Annotated in this window: 14 protein-coding genes, 1 tRNA gene and 1 riboswitch; of the genes, 4 read left to right on the forward strand and 11 right to left on the reverse strand. The window is 72.6% G+C overall.

All coding sequences use genetic code 11. The features are described 5' to 3' along the window. Nucleotides 1-58 precede the first annotated feature (58 nt). From ACERUN_RS10455 to ACERUN_RS10470, 4 genes are all read right to left on the reverse strand, one after another. On the reverse strand, nucleotides 59-424 hold the full coding sequence (locus ACERUN_RS10455; protein WP_370289862.1) for a (2Fe-2S) ferredoxin domain-containing protein: 366 nt from the start codon (nucleotides 422-424) through the stop codon (nucleotides 59-61). After that, on the reverse strand, nucleotides 424-1,212 hold the full coding sequence (locus tag ACERUN_RS10460; RefSeq protein ID WP_370289863.1) for a precorrin 6A synthase: 789 nt from the start codon (nucleotides 1,210-1,212) through the stop codon (nucleotides 424-426). The genes ACERUN_RS10455 and ACERUN_RS10460 overlap by 1 nt, the downstream gene beginning before the upstream one ends. Then, the gene (gene cobN / locus ACERUN_RS10465; RefSeq protein ID WP_370289864.1) at nucleotides 1,209-4,877 is read right to left on the reverse strand and encodes a cobaltochelatase subunit CobN; all 3,669 of its coding nucleotides are present in this window, start codon (nucleotides 4,875-4,877) and stop codon (nucleotides 1,209-1,211) included. The genes ACERUN_RS10460 and cobN overlap by 4 nt, the downstream gene beginning before the upstream one ends. 48 nt (nucleotides 4,878-4,925) lie before the next feature. Then, a riboswitch (cobalamin riboswitch) is annotated at nucleotides 4,926-5,024 on the reverse strand. 46 nt (nucleotides 5,025-5,070) lie between these two features. Continuing rightward, entirely contained in the window at nucleotides 5,071-5,688 is a 618-nt protein-coding gene (locus ACERUN_RS10470; protein ID WP_370289866.1) for a PadR family transcriptional regulator, read from the reverse strand. Between the two features lie 116 nt (nucleotides 5,689-5,804). On the opposite strand from ACERUN_RS10470, the gene ACERUN_RS10475 reads away from it, so the two are divergent. The 3 genes from ACERUN_RS10475 to ACERUN_RS10485 are packed head-to-tail and all read left to right on the forward strand — an operon-like array spanning nucleotide 5,805 to nucleotide 8,555. Then, nucleotides 5,805-6,944, forward strand: a complete 1,140-nt coding sequence (locus ACERUN_RS10475) for a Rieske 2Fe-2S domain-containing protein (RefSeq protein WP_370289867.1) — start codon at nucleotides 5,805-5,807, stop codon at nucleotides 6,942-6,944. A 3-nt stretch (nucleotides 6,945-6,947) separates the two neighbouring features. Beyond that, on the forward strand, nucleotides 6,948-7,961 hold the full coding sequence (locus ACERUN_RS10480; RefSeq protein ID WP_370289868.1) for a 2Fe-2S iron-sulfur cluster-binding protein: 1,014 nt from the start codon (nucleotides 6,948-6,950) through the stop codon (nucleotides 7,959-7,961). 33 nt (nucleotides 7,962-7,994) lie between these two features. Then, nucleotides 7,995-8,555, forward strand: coding sequence for a hypothetical protein (locus tag ACERUN_RS10485; RefSeq protein ID WP_370289870.1), 561 nt, complete (start codon nucleotides 7,995-7,997; stop codon nucleotides 8,553-8,555). On the opposite strand, the gene ACERUN_RS10490 is transcribed toward ACERUN_RS10485, so the two are convergent. The 5 genes from ACERUN_RS10490 to ACERUN_RS10510 form a co-directional block, all read right to left on the reverse strand. Then, nucleotides 8,534-10,087, reverse strand: a complete 1,554-nt coding sequence (locus tag ACERUN_RS10490; protein ID WP_370289871.1) for an AMP-binding protein — start codon at nucleotides 10,085-10,087, stop codon at nucleotides 8,534-8,536. The genes ACERUN_RS10485 and ACERUN_RS10490 overlap by 22 nt on opposite strands. Nucleotides 10,088-10,205: 118 nt before the next feature. Next, nucleotides 10,206-10,277 (reverse strand) — tRNA-Val (locus ACERUN_RS10495). Nucleotides 10,278-10,601: 324 nt separating this feature from the next. Then, nucleotides 10,602-11,114: a peroxiredoxin gene (locus ACERUN_RS10500; RefSeq protein ID WP_370289872.1), complete on the reverse strand. Its 513-nt coding sequence runs from the start codon at nucleotides 11,112-11,114 to the stop codon at nucleotides 10,602-10,604. Beyond that, a complete protein-coding gene (locus ACERUN_RS10505; protein WP_370289873.1) occupies nucleotides 11,111-12,739 on the reverse strand; it encodes an AMP-binding protein in 1,629 nt (542 codons plus the stop codon). The genes ACERUN_RS10500 and ACERUN_RS10505 overlap by 4 nt, the downstream gene beginning before the upstream one ends. An 11-nt stretch (nucleotides 12,740-12,750) precedes the next feature. Next, a complete protein-coding gene (locus tag ACERUN_RS10510) occupies nucleotides 12,751-13,128 on the reverse strand; it encodes a DUF3052 domain-containing protein (RefSeq protein ID WP_370289967.1) in 378 nt (125 codons plus the stop codon). A 317-nt stretch (nucleotides 13,129-13,445) separates the two neighbouring features. Between ACERUN_RS10510 and aceE the strand changes: the two genes are divergently transcribed. Further along, nucleotides 13,446-16,193, forward strand: a complete 2,748-nt coding sequence (aceE, locus tag ACERUN_RS10515; protein WP_370289968.1) for a pyruvate dehydrogenase (acetyl-transferring), homodimeric type — start codon at nucleotides 13,446-13,448, stop codon at nucleotides 16,191-16,193. Between the two features lie 83 nt (nucleotides 16,194-16,276). Here the strand turns inward: aceE and ACERUN_RS10520 are convergent, their stop codons facing one another. Then, nucleotides 16,277-18,361 carry a PhoX family phosphatase gene (locus ACERUN_RS10520; protein ID WP_370289875.1) on the reverse strand — a complete coding sequence of 695 codons (2,085 nt, stop codon included), beginning with the start codon at nucleotides 18,359-18,361 and terminating at the stop codon, nucleotides 16,277-16,279. Nucleotides 18,362-18,456: 95 nt separating this feature from the next. Next, nucleotides 18,457-19,464 (reverse strand): AraC family transcriptional regulator ligand-binding domain-containing protein, encoded by a 1,008-nt coding sequence (locus ACERUN_RS10525; protein ID WP_370289876.1) that lies wholly within the window; start codon nucleotides 19,462-19,464, stop codon nucleotides 18,457-18,459. Nucleotides 19,465-19,477 lie beyond the last annotated feature (13 nt).

Below are 19,477 nucleotides of genomic sequence, written 5' to 3' on the forward strand. Positions count from 1 at the left end.
TGGTGCGTCGAGGTGGCAGAAGTGGTTCCTCGAGGCGGCAGGGACGGCACTGATGCGCTCATCCGCGCTTGCCCCGGAACGTGTGGGGCCGCAGCGCCACGGGCACGTCGCCGCCCTCGTGCACCCAGGCCGCCACTGCCTCCGTGGCCTCCGGCGTGAGCACGCGGCCCAGCCACGTGTCCCGTGGACGACGACCGCGCCCACCGCCCGCGGTGAAGTCGCGCACCAGCACCACGTTGCTGCGGTCGCACTCGTCGAGGCAGTCGACCACGCGCACCCGCACGCGCGGGCCGCGTCGTCCTGCGGGGTCGTGCAGGGCCTCCAGCGCGTCGCGCTGCGCGGCGTGGTCGACGCCCGCGTGCTTGGCGGCGGTGCCGCAGCAGCAGTCGCGGCACAGCAGCACGTCGCGGTCGGGCAGCGCCATCAGCTCCCACCCCCGAGGGTGCTCGCGCCGTGCTGCTCGGGCGCGCGCAGCAGGAACAGGTCCATCACCCACCCCGCCTCCGCCTTGGACGACGCCCGCGCCCGCGCCACGTCGTCCACGACGTCGCCGACGCGCCCCGCGACGAGGCGCTCGCCGGCACCGCCGAGGTTGGCGCCCCACCAGATCGACCAGTCCTCGAGGCCGGCGAGATCGACGCCGGCAGTGAGCATCACCACGAGGTTGCGCTGGCCCTGCGCCACATCGTCGCGGAGTCGCCGCGCGGTGGTCACGTGCACCGGTGCCCCGACCTCGTGCAGCACGATGCCGTGGCGCGCCGCGAGCACCTGCGGGGCGCTGATGCCCGGCAGCACGTCGAACGGCACCGCCAGCTCGCGCACGAGACGGATGGTGCCGTCGTAGAGCGACGGGTCACCCCACACCAGGAAGGCGGCGGTGCCCCCGCGCTCGTCGAGCACGCCGCGATAGGCGGTCAGCCGCGCGGCGTACCAGTCGGCCACCGCACCCTGGTAGCCCGCATTGTCGAGGCCGGGCGAACGGTCCCGCTCCGGGTCGCGGACGACGACCAGCTCGACGTCGTGCGCCTCGGCCACCGCACGCCGCACCTCGAGCAGCGGGTCGACCTCGCGCCCGTCGCCCTTGCGCACGGCGAGCGCGTAGTCGCAGCCGCGCAGCGCCTCGGCCACCTCGGGTGTGACGTGCTGCGGACCCATGCCGATGCCGAGCACCCGCACCCGCGCGGTGGCCGGCTCGGATCCCCGCGCGCTCACCGGTCCTCCAGCTCGCCCTCGACCTCGAGGTAGGCCGCCTGCAGGGCGGCGAGCAGGTCGGGGTCGGGATCGGCCCACAGGCCGCGGTCGACCGCCTCGTGCAGCCGCTCGACGATGCTGCGCAGCGCCCAGGGGTTCGAGGTGCGCAGGAACGCCTGGGTGGTCTCGTCGAGCACGTACTCCTGCGCCAGGGCGGCGTACATCCAGTCGTGCACGACGCCGGTGGTGGCGTCGAACCCGAAGAGGTAGTCGACCGTGGCGGCCAGCTCGAAGGCACCCTTGTAGCCGTGGCGCTGCATCGCGGCGATCCAGCGCGGGTTCACCACACGGGCGCGGAAGACCCGGTTGGTCTCCTCCTGCAGGGTGCGGGTGCGCACCGCGTCGGGGCTGGTCGAGTCGCCCACGTAGGCCCGCGGGTCGGAGCCGGTCAGCGCCCGCACCGTGGCGACCATGCCGCCGTGGTACTGGAAGTAGTCGTCGCTGTCGGCGATGTCGTGCTCGCGGGTGTCGATGTTCTTGGCCGCCACCTTCATCCGGCGGTAGTTGGCGCGCATGTCGTCAGCCGCGGGCACGCCGTCGAGGTCGCGGCCGTAGGCGAAGCCTCCCCAGGCCGTGTAGACCTCGGCGAGGTCGGCGTCGTCGCGCCACGTGCCCGACTCCATCAGCTGCAGCAGACCGGCGCCGTACGAGCCGGGCTTGGAGCCGAAGATGCGCGTGGTCGCGCGGCGCTCGTCGCCGTGTTCGGCGAGGTCGGCCTGCGCGTGGGCGCGCACGAAGTTCTGCTCGAGCGGCTCGTCGAGGTCCGCGACGAGCCGCACCGCGTCGTCCAGCATCGCCACCACGTGCGGGAAGGCGTCGCGGAAGAAGCCGGAGATGCGCACGGTGACGTCGATGCGCGGGCGGCCGAGCTCCTCGAGCGGCACCACGGTGAGCTCGCGCACCCGACGTGAGGCCTCGTCCCACTGGGGGCGCACCCCGAGCAGCGCCAGCACCTCGGCCACGTCGTCGCCGCTGGTGCGCATCGCCGAGGTGCCCCACACCGAGAGACCCACGGACGTCGGGTAGGCGCCCTCGTCGTCGAGGTAGCGCTGCACGAGCGACTCGGCCATCGCCGAGCCCGTCTGCCAGGCCAGGCGGGAGGGCACCGCGCGCGGGTCGACGGTGTAGAAGTTGCGGCCCGTCGGGAGCACGTTCACGAGTCCGCGCAGCGGCGAGCCCGAGGGCCCCGCGGGCACGAAGCCCCCGGCGAGCGCGTGCACGGTGTGGTCGAGCTCCGCGGTCGTGCCGGCGAGACGCGGCACGACCTCGGTGGCGGCGAAGCGCAGCACCTGCTGCACCGCAGGGTCGTCGTGCAGCTCCTCCACCCGCGAGAGGTCCCAGCCGGCCTTGTCCATCGACTCCACGAGGTCGCGGGCGACGGCCTCCACCCGGTCGACCTCGGGGGTCGCTGCGTCCGGCAGCAGGCCGAGGGCCGCCCGCAGGCCCGGCACGGCCTGCGACTGACCGCCCCACACCTGGGCCGCCCGCAGGATGGCGAGCACGAGGTTCACGCGGGCGACACCGTCGGGCGCCTGACCCAGCACGTGCAGTCCGTCGCGGATCTGCACGTCCTTGATCTCGCAGAGCCAGCCGTCGACGTGCAACAGGAAGTCGTCGAACTCCTCGTCATCCGGCCTGTCGTCGGCTCCCCTGTCCCCGAGCCCGAGGTCGCGGTGCAGCTCGGCGGCGTGCATCAGCTGCCAGATCTCACCGCGGATCGCCGCCAGCTTGGCGGGGTCCATCGCCGAGATCTTGTCGTACTCCTCGAGCAGGCCCTCGAGGCGCGCGATGTCGCCGTAGCTCTCGGCCCTCGCCATCGGCGGCACGAGGTGGTCGACGATCGTGGCGTGCGCACGTCGCTTGGCCTGGGCCCCCTCACCGGGATCGTTGACCAGGAACGGGTAGATCAGCGGCAACGACCCGAGCGCTGCGTCGGTGCCGCAGGACGCCGACAGCGCGGCGTTCTTGCCCGGCAGCCACTCGAGCGAGCCGTGCTTGCCGAGGTGCACCACCGCGTGGGCGCCGAAGCCTCCGTCGTCCACCGGGGCCTCGAGCCAGCGGTAGGCGGCGAGGTAGTGGTGGCTCGGCGCGAGGTCGGGGTCGTGGTAGATCGCCACCGGGTTCTCGCCGAACCCGCGCGGCGGCTGGATCATCACGACGACGTTGCCGGCGCGCAGCGTCGCCAGCACGAGCGAGCCGTCGGGACCGACGGAGCGGTCCACGAACAGGGAGCCGGGGGCCTCTCCCCAGGCCTCGGTCATCGCCTCGCGCAGGTCGGTGGGCAGGTGCTCCGTCCAGCGGCGGTAGGCCTCGGCCGGCACCTTCACGTGGGCGTCGGTGACCTGCCCCTGCGTCAGCCATTCCTCGTCCTGCCCGCCGGCCGCGATGAGGGCGTGGATGAGCGCGTCGCCGGCCTGCGTGTCGTCGGCCAGGGCGAGTGCCCGCGTCACGTCGTTGTCGCCGCCGAGGTCGTAGCCCTCGTCCCGCAGACGCCGCAGCAGCCGCACCGCCGACACCGGGGTGTCGAGGCCCACGGCGTTGCCGATGCGCGAGTGCTTGGTCGGGTAGGCGCTGAGCATGAACGCCACCCGCTTGTCGGCGTTGGGCACGCGGCGCAGCCGGGCGTGGTTGGCCGCGAGACCCGCCACGCGCGCGCAGCGCTCCGCATCGGCCACATAGGTGGGCAGCGCACTCGGGTCGGCGGGGTCGACCTCCTTGAACGAGAAGGGTGCGGTGCTGATGCGGCCGTCGAACTCGGGGATGGCGACCTGGTTGGCGTAGTCCATGGGGTTGACGCCGTCGTCGGAGGCGAGCCAGTCCTCGCGGCTGGTGGTGAGGCACAGTCCCTGCAGCACCGGGATGTCGAGGGCGGCGATGCGGCCGACGTCCCAGGTCTCGTCCTCGCCGCCGGCGCTCACCGCAGCCGGGGTCGACCCGCCGGCGGCGAGCACCGTCACCACCAGGGCGTCCAGGCGCCCGAGCTCGGCGAACAGCTCATCGGGCGCCGAGCGCAGCGATCCGGCGAAGATTGGCACACCGACGGCCTCGCCGGTCGCGTCGATCGCGTCGCACAGCGCGTGCACGAAGGCGGTGTTGCCGCTCGCCTGGTGCGCCCGGTAGTAGAGGACGCCGACCCGCGCGCGCTCCGCGACGGCCCCGCCGTCGCCGGGCGTGGTGGCCGGGCGCTCGAGCACGCCCCACGCCGGGATCGCCTCGGGCGGCTCGAAGCCCTCGCCGGTGAGCAGCACGGTGTCGGAGAGGAATCGGTGCAGCTGCTCGAGGTTGCGCGGGCCGCCCTCGGCGAGGTAGCGGTGGGCCTCGGCGGCCACGCCCACCGGCACGGTCGAGAGCTCCATCAGCGCGGCGTCGGGGGCCTGCTCGCCACCCAGCACCACCATCGCCTTGCCGGTGGCGCGGATGCGCGCGAAGCCGCTGCACAGGTCGTGGGGCGAGCCCAGCACGCGCGCCACGATGAGGTCGGCCTGCTCGATGGCGGTGACGAGGTCGGTGTGGCCGGTGAGCCCCGGCACGGCGGGCCGTCCGGGATTGGACAGCAGGTAGTCGGCGCCGGAGCTGCGGGCCGAGAGCAGGTCGGTGTCGGACGTCGAGAGCAGCGCGATGCGCATCAGATCCTCCTCGGGGTTCTCGCCCCTCGTTGGTGGGATCCGCGCAGTCAGTATCTGGCTACGGCCCTCGCGCGACGTTCGCTGGTGCGGACGCTGCGCTCGGGCCTCACAGTGGCGGAACCGCCCCGGAGTCGCACCGGGTTCCTGGGTCCGCACGGATGTAGGTGGGCGTCACCCTACACAGCGTCGCGGCTCACGCCTGCCTGCCGGCCGCCGGCCCGTCGCCCAGCCCATCGCCCAGCCGGTCGGCCAGCTCCAGTCCACGACGCGCCCACGCCACCTCCCGCGCAGCGGCGTCGACCAGTCCGTCGTAGGCGAAGACCTTCCACGCCACGATCCGCTCGTGCTCGCTGGCGGGGTAGCGCTCCAGGCGCCGGCGCAGGGTCGGGTGCGAGCGGTCGAGCAGGGTCGCGCGCGCCTCCTCCAGCATGCGCTGCTGCTCGGCGTGGAAGTCGAGGTGCTCCTGCAGGCGCTCGCGCGCGGTCGCGGTCGTCGTCCACTCGAAGTAGGCGGCCTTGAGGTAGGCGGGGTCGCGCTGGCGTCGGCCCGGGGTCGGCTCGGCGAGCCAGTCGCGCAGGGCGCTCAGGCCCGCGTCGGTGACCCGGTAGCGCTTCTTCGCGGCGCGGGCACCGTCGTCCACCTCCTCCACGTCGAGCAGTCCCTCGTCGGCCAGACGCCGCAGCTCGGGGTAGATCTGGGAGTCGGGCGCGTGCCACACGTGCGCCACGGAGCGCCCGAACTGCTGTGAGACCTCATAGCCGGTCATCTCCCGGCCGCTCAGCAGCGACAGCAGTGCGAATCGGATGCTCACGCACCGCACCGTAGCCAGCCCGGGCACGGTGTCGACACACCCCTTGCTCCATCACTCTCCCGATAGGTATTGTGACGGCAATCGCATCCCTATCGCCATAGTGACCGGAGCTGCCCGTGACCACGCCCGACCGCCCGGTGACCGCCACCGTGTTCGACCACCCCCGCAACGCCTGGTACGTCGCCGCCTGGGACCACGAGGTGAGCGCGAAGCGGCCGCTGGCCCGCACGATCGCCGGCACCCCGATGGCCCTGTGGCGCACCTCCGATGGCGCGGCCTCCGCGCTGGCCGATGCCTGCTGGCACCGCCTGGCCCCGCTGTCGATGGGCACCGTGCTCGGCGACGAGATCCAGTGCCCCTACCACGGCCTGCGCTACAACTCCTCGGGCCGCTGCACCGCGATGCCGGCGCAGCGCACGGTCAACCCGAGCGCGATGGTCACCGCGTTCCCCGTCGTGGAGCGCCACCGCTACGTGTGGGTCTGGCCCGGCGATCCCGACCTCGCCGACCCGCGCCTAGTGCCCGACATGCACCAGATGGACTCCCCCGACTGGGCGGGCGACGGCCTGACGATCGCGGCCGGCTGCAACTACCAGCTCATCCTCGACAACCTGATGGACCTCACCCACGAGGAGTTCGTTCACGCCGGCAGCATCGGCCAGGACGAGCTCAGCGAGTCCGAGTTCGTCGTGCGTCGCGTCGACGAACGGCGCGTCGTCGTCGAGCGCTGGATGCGCGACATCGAGCCGCCGCCGTTCTGGCTCAAAAACATGCGCGACCGGTTCCCCGGCTTCTCCGGACGCGTCGACCGCTGGCAGATCATCCACTTCGAGGCACCGAGCACGATCTGTATCGACGTCGGCGTGGCCGAGGCGGGCACCGGAGCCCCCGAGGGCGATCGCAGCCGCGGGGTCAACGGCTTCGTCATGAACACCATCACCCCCGAGACCACGCGCACGAGCCACTACTTCTGGGCGTTCATGCGCAACTACCGACTCGAGAGCCAGCTCATCACCACACAGCTGCGCGAGGCCGTGCACGGCGTCTTCGCCGAGGACGAGGCGATGCTCATCGCCCAGCAGCGAGCCATCGACGCCAACCCCGAGCACGTCTTCTACAGCCTCAACATCGACGGCGGCGGGTTGTGGGTGCGCCGCATCCTCGACGAGATGCTGCAGGCCGAGGGCCGCGGACCGGACCCCGACGCCGCCTCCGTCGGCGCCGCCCCGGCGCCGCTGCGTCGGATCGGGAGCTGAGGGGTGGCCGTCGACTCGCGCCCAGTCTGGGCCTCCGCCCGCGTCCTCGCCGTGGACGACGTCGCGCTCGACGTCCGGCGCGTCGTCCTCGCGCCCGCCACCGCCGTGCCCGCACGCCCCGGCAGCCACGTCGACGTCCGCCTGCCCTCACCGAACCTCCCGGGGCGCGACCTCGTGCGGTCCTACTCGGTCGTCGCCTCCGAGGACGACGGCCGCCGCCTCGTGCTCACCGTGCACCGCGCGCGGGCCAGCCGCGGCGGATCGCTGGCGATGCACGCGCTCCGCCCGGGCGAGGAGATCGTGGCGACGCAGCCGCTGCAGAACTTCCCCCTCGGAGTGGGCGCGGCCCGCTACGTGCTGCTCGCCGGCGGCATCGGGATCACCGCCGTGATGGCGATGGCCGCGGCGCTGCGCGCCCGCGGGGCCGACTACCGCTTCGTCGTCGCCGGTCGCACGCGCGAGGCCGTGCCCTACCTCGACGAGCTCACCGCCCTGCACGGCGACCGTCTGCGCGTGCACCTCGACGACGGTGCCGCCGACGCCGACCATGCCCCGCTCGACGTCGAGGCCGTCGTCCGCGAGATCGCCTCCCATCCGGCCGCCGCACGCACCGAGCTCTACCAGTGCGGGCCGGTCGGCCTCATGGAGGCCGTCGGAGCCGCCTGGCGCGCTCATGCGCTGCCGCCCGCCAACCTGCGCTTCGAGACCTTCGGAGCGAGCATGTCGGGAGACCAGGGACCATTCGTCCTGCGGCTGCCTGGTCTCGGCCGCGAGGTCGCCGTACCGGCCCAGGCAACCGCCCTGGAGGCCCTCGAGGCCGCCGGCGTCCCGGTCCTGGCGGAGTGCCGCAGGGGCGAGTGCGGCCTGTGCCTCGTAGAGGTGCGACAGGTCGAGGGGGAGCTCGCCCATCGCGACGTCTTCCTGGACCCCGCGCAGAAGCGGGCGGGAGACCGGATGTGCCTATGCGTGAGCCGGATCGTCGGCCCGGCCGCCGGAGCGACGCTCGACCTCGCCTGACGTCGGAGCCTCGGTCGGCGTAGGGTCGCGCCCGTGCCGACCGCCGCTTCCACCCCGAGCCTGCAGGTGTCCGTCCACGGCCACCCCAACTCCGACACCCTGCTGCTGTGGCATCCGGCCACCGCCGAGGCCGACGGTCGCGAGCAGGCGGCGCGACTCGCCAGCCGCATCGGCGGGCGCAACGGACTGCGCGTCGTCCTGCCCACGATCGACGCCGCGGCCGGTGGTCGCGACCTGCTGCGATCGATCCGCTACGCCCGCGAGTCGTCCGTGCACCCGCCCGACCGACTCTCGATCGTCGGCTACGGCCCCTACGGCATCGCCGCCCTCAGCCTGGCCCTGCACCAGCGCCGCCTGGGCATCGGCCTGGTCCACGTCACCTGCGTCGACGGCGCGCCCGGCGTCCTCGACCCGGTCTCGGGGCAGCCCCTGCCGGCCTCACCCGCACCTCGCCCGGAGGGCGTCGACACCGCGGTCGACGTCGTCGCGAGCGAGGCCTCGCCCGGTTGGGCGGAGGCCGTCGTCGCGGCGTGGACGTCGGCCGGCTGGCCGGCGCAGGTCGTCCCCGCCGATCAGTTCACCTGGCGGGTGTAGCCCTCCCAGTAGGGCGCACGCAGCTTGAACTTCTGCAGCTTGCCGGTGGCGGTGCGCGCGAGCTCGTCGCGGAACTCCACCGAGGTCGGCGACTTGTAGCCGGCGAGCCGGTCCTTGCACCAGCGGATGAGCTCGGCCTCCTTGTCGGGCCCGGCCTCGGCCCCCGGCGTGAGGACGACGAGCGCCTTGATCGTCTCGCCCCACTTCTCGCTCGGCACGCCGATCACCGCCACCTCGGCGACCTCGGGGTGGGAGAACAGGGTGTCCTCGACCTCGATCGAGGTGACGTTCTCACCGCCGGTGATGATGACGTCCTTCTTGCGGTCGGCGATCGTGAGGTAGCCGTCGTCGCCCAGGTAGCCGCCGTCGCCGGTGTGGAACCAGCCACCGGCCAGCGCCGCCGCGCTCTCCTCCGGCTGCTCCCAGTAGCCCTCGAGGACGACGTTCGACCGGGCCAGCACCTCGCCCGAACCCTCCTGCGACTCGTCGATCCTCAGCGTGACGCCGATGGCCGGAGCACCGGCGCGGATCAGCTTCTGCGCCCGCTCCTCGGCCGACAGGTCGTCCCACTCGGCGCGGGTGCGGTTGAAGGTGAGCAGCGGCGAGGTCTCGGTGAGGCCGTAGATCTGGATGAACTCCCAGCCCAGCTCCTCCTGCACGCGGATGACCGTCTTCGTCGGCGGGGGCGCGCCGGCCATGATGATGCGCACCCGGTCGCGGCCCGGGATCTCGCCCTCCCAGGTCTGCGCCGCCTCCAGCACCGCGGCCGCCACGGCGGGGGCCGCGCACATCACGGTGACGCCGTGGTCGCGCACCCGGCGCAGGATCTCGGCGCCGTCGATCTTGCGCAGCACGATGTGCTGCGCACCCACGCCGGTCATGGCGAAGGGCATGCCCCAGCCGTTCGCGTGGAACATCGGCAGGGTGTGGAGGTAGACGTCGCGATCGCCGATCTGGGCGTGCAGACCGAAGGTGAGCGCGTTGGTCCAGATGTTGCGGTGCGTGATCTGCACGCCCTTCGGTCGCGCTGTCGTGCCGGAGGTGTAGTTGATCGTGGCGGTCGCGCTCTCGTCGTGCTCCCACGGCACCGGCTCGCTGCCGGGAGCGGCGTAGAGGTCGTCGTCCTCGCCGATCACGAACTTCATCTCGCACGTGACGCCGGCCAGCGACTCGCTCAGCTCGGGGTCGACGTAGAGCACCCGCGCCCCGGAGTGGTCGACGATGTACTGCACCTCGTCGGGCGAGAGCCGGAAGTTCACCGGGACGAGCACGCGGCCCCAGCCGGCGACACCGTAGAACGAGGTGAGCAGGCGCGCGCTGTTGTGGCTCACCACCGCCACGCGCTCCCCCACCGCGATGCCGAGCTCGTCGAGCTTCGCGGCCTGGCGACGGGCGAGCTCGCCGACCTCGGCGTAGGTCAGGTCGCCCAGCGAGGCCGCGGGCTGGTCGGGCTCGTCCACGATGCCGACGCGCTCGCCGTAGACGGCGACGGCGCGCTGCAGGAAGTCGTTGACGCTGAACGGGACGAACACTGGGCTGGCCTCCTGGGGCGGGCGTCCGAGACGTGACGGCCACCACTCTAGGACGACGGCACGACCCGCCGCCCCCTCCGAAGGGGGGCGTCCGTGGAAGGCGCCGCGAGCCGGTCGGTGGGCGCGGAGGGGATCGAACCCCCGACCACTTCGTTGTAAGCGAAGGGCTCTACCGCTGAGCTACACGCCCGCAGATGCGGCTGAAGAGTACCGAAGCGGCTACGCCGTCCACCAAACCGGCCGCGTGGTCCCCGAGGCACTCGCTCGAAGGCCCACATGGCCCCCAAGGCGCTCGCCCGACGGCCCGGAGGGTCCCCGAGGCGCTCGCTCGACGACACGCTCGCACCCGAAAACAAGTCGAACCGCTGGCGTCTCGGGTCACCAGCGGTTCAACGATGAGAACTCTAGCGAGCCCCGCAGCGCCAGAGAAGGCGATCGGGCGAAGTAGTTGAAAAATGATCCATCCGGACTACCGGCGGTGGCCCCGAAGCACCATCGCGGGGCGCCGGCCCCCTCAGCGGTCGGCGGCCGCGTGCAGCGCGGCGACGAGCGAGTCCACGTCGCGCGCGGCGGTCTTGGTGCTGTGGACCGCCCAGGTGAGCACACCGTCGCGACCCACCACGTAAGTGGAGCGCTCGGGGCAGCCGTCGACGTCGTCGAAGACGCCGTAGGCCTTCGCCACCTCGCCGTGCGGCCAGAAGTCGCTCAGCAGCGGGAAGTTGAGGCCGTCGGTGTCGCTGAAGTGGCGCAGCGCGTAGATCGGGTCGCAGGAGAGTGCGAGCACCTCGGTGTCGAAGGTGAGCAGCTCGTCGAGGCGCGCGCGGATCGCGCTGAGCTCTCCGGTGCACACGCCGCTGAAGGCGTAGGGGTAGAACACCAGGGCGACCGCCTTGGTGCCGCGGTAGGACGAGAGCGTGACGTCCTGCCCGAACTGGTCGCGCAGGGTGAAGTCAGGCGCCGGGCGTCCGAGCTCGATGCCCGCCGCCGCCCGGTCGACCTCCTCGCCCTGCCCGACCCCGGGCCTCACGCGGACGACTCGCGCGCCAGCTCGCGCTTGAGCACCTTGCCGGTGGCGTTGCGCGGCAGCTCGTCGAGGAAGACGATCTCGCGCGGCACCTTGTAGCGCGCGAGGTTAGCCTTCACCAGGTCCTTGAGCTCCTCCTCGGTCACGGGCTCGGCCCCCGGCACGCGGACGACGAACGCGCGCAGTCGCTTGCCGAAGTCGTCGTCGTCCACGCCGATGGCCGCCACCTCGGCGACGCGCTCGTGGGAGGCGAGGCAGTCCTCGACCTCCTTCGGGAAGACGTTCTCGCCGCCGGAGACGATCATCTCGTCGTCGCGGCCCTCGACGTAGAGCCGACCCTGCTCGTCGAAGCGGCCGACGTCGCCCGACGACATGAGGCCGTCGATGATCTCCTTGCCGCCGCCGCCGGTGTAGCCCTCGATCTGCAGGCTGTTGCCCACGAAGATCCGGCCCGACTCGCCCGTCGGCAGCTCGCGGCCCTCGGCGTCGAGGATGCGCACCACGGTCTGGTGGGGCAGGCGCCCGGCGCACCCGGGTGCCTCGCGCAGGTCGCGGGGGTCGGCGATCGAGGCCCACGCCACCTCGGTGGAGCCGTAGACGGAGTAGAGGTTGTCGCCGTAGCGGTCCATCCAGCGGATCGGGAGGTCGCCCGGCAGGGCCGAGCCCGACGACGCGACGGCCTTGAGGTTCGGCAGCGGGTAGCGGTCGAGGGTCTCGGCGGGCAGCGCGAGGATGCGCTGGAGCATCACCGGGATGACCGCGAAGGAGTCGCAGCGCTCGTCGTGGAGCACCCGGAGCGCGTCCTCGGGCTCGAAGCGACGCGTGAGAACCAGGGTCGTGCCGAGCATCATCGAGAGCTGGTAGTGCGCGAAGCCCCACGTGTGGAAGAGCGGTGCGGCCACGTGGCACTTCCAGCCGCTCTTCAGCGGCATCCGCGAGAGCAGCGAGATCGCGGCGGGCAGGCCGCCCTGGGGGCGCGGGGCGCCCTTCGGCGTGCCGGTGGTGCCGGAGGTGAGGATGATCGTGCGACCGTTGCGTCCGGCGGGCTCGAGGTCGGCGGTCTCGCCGCGCGCGGTGGCGGCGGCGATGATGCCCTCGAGACAGTCGTCGCCCGGCTCGCCCTCGACCCACCCGAGCACCCGGTCCTCGATGCTCGCGCTCGCGAGGAGATCGGTGAACTCCTCGTCGTGGACGACGACCCGCGGCTTCTCACGCTCGAGCACATCGGCGAGCTGCGGCCCGGCGAAGGCGGTGTTCAGGTAGAGGACGTCGGCGCCCAGCTTGCTGATCGCGATCGAGGCCTCGATGAACCCGCGGTGGTTGCGGCACATCACGGCCACGCCGTCGCCGGCGCGCACGCCCCGGGCCCGCAGGCCCCGAGCGAGGGCGTTGGTGCGCTGCTGCAGCTCGGCGTAGGTGAGCGAGCCGCGCTCGTCGATGATCGCCGTGCGCTCGGGTGCGCGCAGCGCGATCGTCTTGAAGCCGCCCGCGGGGGTGGTGCTCCACTGCTTCAGCGCCTTGACCATGCCGCCGAGCACGACCGGCGAGTACGGGCGCACGATGCCGGAGTCCGAGAGGATCTTCAGACTGGTGCGTGCATCACGCACGCGCGACGAGAGGGAGCTCATGGCACCCATTGTCAGGCGGGCGACTTCGGAGCGACGAGGCGGGTCGCCGCCCAGTCCTTGCTCACCGTCGCCGCGGTGGTCTGGGCGAGCCCGGCGATCGGCGCGGCCTCGGCGATGTCGGCCGGGTCGACCGCCCCGGGGCGGCCGATCTTCGGGGTGAGCAGCCAGATCACGCCGCCCCCGACGAGGTCGGTGAGGGAGTCGACGAGGCCGTCGACGAGGTCGCCGTCGTCCGCGCGCCACCAGAGGAGGACGGCGTCCACGACGTTGCCGTAGTCCCCGTCGACGAGGTCGGCGTCCACGGCGTCCTCGACAGCCACGCGCAGCTCGTCGTCGGTGTCGGTGTCCCAGCCGAGCTCCTGGACCACCAGCCCTGGCTTGAAGCCCATGCGCTCAGCCGGGCCGGTCGGGGCGGTGCCGCCGGTGGCGGTCGAAGTCACTGTTGCGTCCTCCAGGGTCGGGGGTTCTAGCGGCGCCGGGCGGGTGCGTCGAGACGTCCCCGTCGAACGATGTGGGGCCTAGTCCAGCGGAGTGGCGCCCACCCGCGCAACCCTTCGGCGCGGCGCGCGCCTGCGGCGAACCCCGCCGAGGGCTACTGCTGGGTAGATTTTCCGGTTCTCCTCCGAGTGGAAGGATGGAGTCCGTGACCTCCGACACCCACGACGCCACGGACGCCGGCACCACCCCCGCCGACACCGACCGCACCGTGCCCTCGGTCATCCACGAGGGCCTCCCGACGCAGCTGCCCGACATCGATCCCGACGAGACGCGCGACTGGATCGAGTCCTTCAACGCCCTCGTCGACGAGCGCGGCCGCGACCGCGCCCGCTACGTCATGCTCCGGCTGCTGGAGCAGGCCCGGCAGGCCCAGGTGGGCGTGCCCGCGCTGCGCAGCACCGACTACATCAACACCATCCCCCCGGAGCGCGAGCCCTGGTTCCCGGGCGATGAGGACGCCGAGCGCCGCATCCGCGCCTTCATCCGCTGGAACGCAGCGGTGATGGTCTCCAGCGCCAACCGCAAGGGCCTCGAGGTCGGTGGCCACATCGCCACCTACCAGTCCAGCGCAAGCCTCTACGAGGTCGGCTTCAACCACTTCTTCCGCGGCAAGGACCACCCCGGCGGCGGCGACCAGCTCTACATCCAGGGCCACGCCTCCCCCGGCATCTACGCCCGGGCCTACCTCGAGGGCCGGCTCGACGAGGAGCAGCTGTTCCGCTTCCGCCAGGAGGTGCAGCACGGCGCCGGCGCCGGCCTGTCCTCCTACCCGCACCCGCGGCTGATGCCGGACTTCTGGGAGTTCCCCACCGTCTCGATGGGCCTGACGGGCATCAACTCCATCTACCAGGCACGGTTCAACCGCTACCTCGCCAACCGCGGCATCAAGGACACCTCCCAGCAGCACGTCTGGGCCTTCCTGGGCGACGGCGAGATGGCCGAGCCCGAGTCGCTCGGCGCCATCCGCGTCGCCGCGCGCGAGGAGCTGGACAACCTGACCTGGGTCATCAACTGCAACCTGCAGCAGCTCGACGGCCCCGTGAACGGCAACGGCAAGATCATCCAGGAGCTGGAGTCGAACTTCCGCGGCGCCGGCTGGAACGTCATCAAGGTCGTCTGGGGCCGCGAGTGGGACGCCCTGCTGGCCCGCGACGTCGACGGCGTGCTGGTCAACAAGATGAACTCCACGCCCGACGGCGCGTTCCAGACGTTCTCGGTCGAGAGCGGCGCCTACAACCGCGAGCACTTCTTCGGCCCCGACCCCCGGCTGCGGGCGAGGGTCGCGCACATGAGCGACCGGCAGAGCGAGCAGCTGCCCCGCGGCGGGCACGACTACCGCAAGGTCTACGCCGCCTTCGACGCCGCCACCAAGCACGTCGGGCAGCCGACGGTGATCCTGGCCCACACCGTGAAGGGCTGGACGATCGACGCGCTGGAGGGCAAGAACGCCACCCACCAGATGAAGAAGCTCACCCAGGACGACCTCAAGCGCTTCCGCGACCGGCTCTACCTGCCGATCAGCGACCGCGACCTCGAGACCGCCTACGAGGCCACGGGCACCGCCCCGTTCTTCCACCCCGGCGAGAAGTCCCCCGAGATCGAGTACATGAGGGAGCGGCGCCGCCAGCTCGGCGGCTCGCTGCCGAGGCGGGTGGTGCGCAGCGCCCCGCTGACCCTGCCCGGCGACGCCGTCTACGGCGACCTCAAGAAGGGGGCCGGCACCCACAAGGTCGCCACGACCATGGCCGTGGTGCGGCTGCTGCGCGACTGGATGAAGGACCCGCACATCGGTCCCCGACTGGTGCCGATCGCGCCCGACGAGTACCGCACCTTCGGCATGGACTCGATGTTCCCGAGCGCGAAGGTCTACGACCCCCACGGGCAGAACTTCGAGTCGGTCGACCGCAACATGCTGCTGTCGTACAAGATGAGCCCGGCCGGCCAGATGCTGCACGAGGGCATCTCCGAGGCCGGCGCGATGGCCTCGGCGATCGCGGCGGGCAGCGCCTACGCCACCCACGGCGAGCCGATGATCCCCTTCTACATCTTCTACTCGATGTTCGGCTTCCAGCGCACCGGCGACTCCGTCTGGGCGATGGCCGACCAGCTGGCCCGCGGCTTCCTCATCGGCGCCACCGCCGGACGCACCACGCTCACCGGCGAGGGCCTGCAGCACGCCGACGGCCACTCCCCGCTGCTGGCGGCCACCAACCCCGCGGTCGTGCACTACGACCCGGCCTTCAGCTACGAGGTCGCCCACCTCATGCGCGCCGGCCTGGAGCGGATGTACGGCAGCACGCCGGAGCACCCGCACGGCGAGGACGTCATCTACTACCTCACCGTCTACAACGAGCCGGTGCCGCAGCCGGCCGAGCCCGAGGGCGTCGACGTCGAGGGCATCCTGCGCGGCCTGCACCGCGTCTCGGTGGCGCAGGGCAGCGGTCCCCGCGTGCAGCTGCTGGCCTCCGGGGTGGCCTACCCCTGGATCGACCGGGCCGCACAGCTGCTGGCCCAGGACTGGGGCGTGCACGCCGACACCTGGTCGGTGACGTCGTGGAACGAGCTGGCCCGCGACGCCGTCGCCAGCGAGGACGAGCACCTGCTGCACCCCGAGCAGGCGCCCCGCACCCCGTACGTGACCGCCGCCCTGGAGGGCAGCGACGGCCCGTTCGTCGCCGTCTCCGACTACATGGCCGCGGTGCCGCTGCAGATCGCGCGCTGGGTGCCCGGCGACTACTGCGTGCTCGGGGCCGACGGGTTCGGGTTCGCCGACACCCGCCCGGCGGCGCGCCGCTCGTTCCGCATCGACGCCGAGTCGGTCGTGGTCCGTGCGCTGCAGGCCCTGGCCGACGCCGGCGAGATCGACCCCGGCCTGGTGGCCAAGGCGGTCGCGACCTACCGGATCGACGACCCCACGGCGGTGGCCGGGGTGAAGCAGGAGGGCGGCGACGCCTGAGGCTCCCCCGCCGGTTCGACGACACGAGGCCCCGCCCGGGCGTACCGGGCGGGGCCTCGTGCGTCCGACGTTCCGGGCGTGTCCTAGCGGTCGAGGTAGGCGACGCAGACCGAGGGCCGCGGGAAGTCGTCGGTGTGCGGCCACGTCGAGGCCGGGGCCTCGAACGTCGCCCCGTCGACCTCACCGGGGTGCTGCACGGCGAAGAACAGCGAGCGGTCGCCGTCGGTGACCAGCGGCCCGCAGGCCTCCGCCCCGCGCGGCATCGTCACGAACTGCTGCACGTTCCCGCGCTCGGGACCCTCCACCGGCACCCGGAAGATGCCGTCGTTGCTGCCCAGCACGTTGCCGTCGGTGGAGACCCACAGGTTGCCCTCGGAGTCGAAGGCGACGTTGTCGGGGCAGCTGATCGGGCTGACCTTCGCCTTGTCGAAGCCGGCGAAGTAGGTCTCCGGGGCCGCGGGGTCGCCGCACACCAGCAGCAGCGTCCAGGTGAAGCGGGTTGAGGCGTGGCCGCCGACCGGGGTCAGCTCCAGCACGTAGCCGTTGCGGTTGCCGCTGGCGGTCGTGAGCGGCGCCCCGAGCGAGGCCCGCACCTGGGAGGAGGTGATCGGGTTGGCCTCGTCGGCGGGGTAGCTGCGGCCGCGGTTGGAGTTGTTGGTGAGCGCGGCGTAGACCTTGCCGTTGACCGGGTTCGGCTCGACGTCCTCGGGGCGGTCCATGCGCGTGGGCGCGACCTTGTCGGCGGCCAGGCGGGTGAAGACCAGCACCTCCGCGACGCTCATGCCGTCCACGAACGACGTGGTCTCGTTGCACAGCGGGATCCAGCGACCGGTGCCGTCGTAGGTGCCGTCGGCGTCGCCGTCGCCCTCGAGGCGGGCGACGTAGAGGGTGCCGGCCGTGAGCAGGGTCTTGTTGTGGGCGCGCGCCTTGGAGGTGCCGGACGGGTCGAACTTCTCACGCGAGACGAACTTGTAGAGGTAGTCGCCGCGCTCGTCGTCGCCCATGTAGGCCACCGCCCGGCCGCGGGCGGAGATCGTGATGTTGGCGCCCTCGTGCTTGAAGCGGCCCAGCATCGTGTGCTTCACCGGCGCGGCCTTGGGCTGGTAGGGGTCGAGCTCGACGATCCAGCCGAAGCGGTGCGGCTCGTGGGGCTCGCGGGAGAGGTCGAAGCGCGAGTCGACCTCGCTCCAACCACGCCCCGAGCCGGTGATGCCGTAGCGCGCGTAGGCGGCGGCGTAGCGGGGGTCGAGACCGTCGGAGGCGTCGAAGTACTGGTTGAAGTTCTCCTCCCCCGACAGCACCGTGCCCCACGGCGTCATGCCGCCCGAGCAGTTGTTGAGGGTGCCGAGAACCGTGCGACCGGCGGGGTCGGCAGCCGTGCGCAGCAGCTCGTGGCCGGCCGCCGGGCCGCTCACCCGGAACGGGGTCTCGATGTGGATGCGGCGGTTCTCGGTGGCGCGGCGCAGGTCGGTGACGCGCTTCCAGGAGCCGGGAGTGGCCCCGCGCTTGATGCGCACCACGGACATGCCGTGATTGCTCATCGCGATCGCCTTGATCTCCACGTCGGTGTAGGTGTCGGCGGGGAACATCAGGTTCTCGTCGGTGTACTCGTGGTTGCACACCAGCAGCGCCTCGTCGGTCTCCTTGCCCCGCTTGAAGAGCGGGAGCACGCCGACGTAGTCGTTGTTGTAGCCGAACTGCTGGCGCGCCTTCTCCGGCGTCTGGGCGTAGGCGTCGAAGCGCGGCGCCCCGGCCACGACGGCGTCGCCCCAGCTGATGATCACACTCGAGGTGAACCCGCGTGCGGTGGTGACGGCGTCGCGCTTGTTCGGCGACACCGGGGCGAACTTCGCGGCGGCGACCGTGCGCCGCGCGGCAGCCGCGGCGGTGACCGGCGTGGGACCGGCGACGGCCTGCGCGGTGCTGCCGAGCACCAGGACCCCCGCGCCCGTGGCGGCCGCACCGGCCAGCAGCGAGCGCCGTCCCAGGACGGCGCTGATGTGCTCCTGCACGTGGGGGTGCGAGGTCGGGTTGGGCTCGGGCTGGTCGCAGGCGTTGCCGCAGCGGAAGTGGCAGGTCATCGCGCTGCGCGAGCCGTGCGGGCCGCGCGGGGTGAGCAGCGGCAGGGCGCGGCGGCGGGTGTGGTCGGCGGTCGGGAGGGTGGTCATGGCCACGGAACCTAGGAAGCCGTCGGTGACGGCGGGCGTGCCGCAGGTGGCGCCGCGGTGAACAGTCCCGAGCCGTTGGGTGACCCGCTCTTGCCTCAGCCTGGTCGATCCCTTGCTTCTTCCTTGGCGATGACGAGGCTGGTCCAGCGGTCGCGCGCGTGCAGGTAGGCCGACGCGCTGCTGTAGCCCAGGCGTGCCGCGAGATCGGCGAGCGGGAGCGTGCGGTGGCTGTGGGTCCAGGCCGCGGCGAAGCCCTGGCGCACCTCGTCGAGCAGCTCCTGGTAGCCCACGCCCTCGGCGGCCAGGCGCCGCCGCAGGGTGCGCTCGCTCATCGCCAGCATCGCCGCCACCTCGGGCATCGGCGCCCCGGTGTGCAGGCGTTGGGCGATGAGCACCCGCACGTCGCGGGCGAGCCCGTCGCGCCGACGGCGGCCGTCGACGGCGTCGCGGCACGCGGTCTCGGCGGCGGCCAGCGCCTCGGCCCCACCGCCCGCGAGCGGCCGCGCCAGCTCGCTCGCGGCGAACCCGAGCTCGGCGCGGGCGCCGTCCACCTCCACCACGGCACCGACGCCCCCGGGCACCAGTGACTCCAGGATGCGGTGCACCGCCACGGTGTCGCGGTGCAGCAGGAACTCGGCGACGTCGGCGGGCACCCCGGCGGCGTCCAGGCGCAGCCGGGCGCGCTGGGCACCGTCGTCGCCGACGACCACCGTCGCCTCCATGCGCGTGAAGGCGAAGGAGAGGTCGAGGTAGCGCAGGGTCGTGGCGATCGCCTCGCCCACCGTGGGCGCGGCGAGCAGGGCGAGCCCGAAGACCCCGAACGTCGCCGGGCGGTACCGCTCCCCCACCCGCGCACCGAGCACCGCGCCGGGCTCGTCGCCGATGCGCAGCAGGTGGCGCACCACCGTGAGCTCCTGACGGGCGGTGACCTCGCGTGCGGGCACCAGGTCCGCCTCCACCAGGCCGGTGCCGGTGAGCACGCGCGCCGCGGGGATGCCCCGCGCCCGGGCGAAACCCACGAGCACCCCGATCCCGGTGGCGGCGCGCGGGAAGTCCCAGTCGGTGACCGCCGGCGCCGGCAGCCGGCCCTCTCGCGGCAGCATGTCCGGAATTATC

Origin of the sequence: Nocardioides sp., assembly GCF_964229035.1 — a bacterium.
Classification (GTDB): domain Bacteria; phylum Actinomycetota; class Actinomycetes; order Propionibacteriales; family Nocardioidaceae; genus Nocardioides.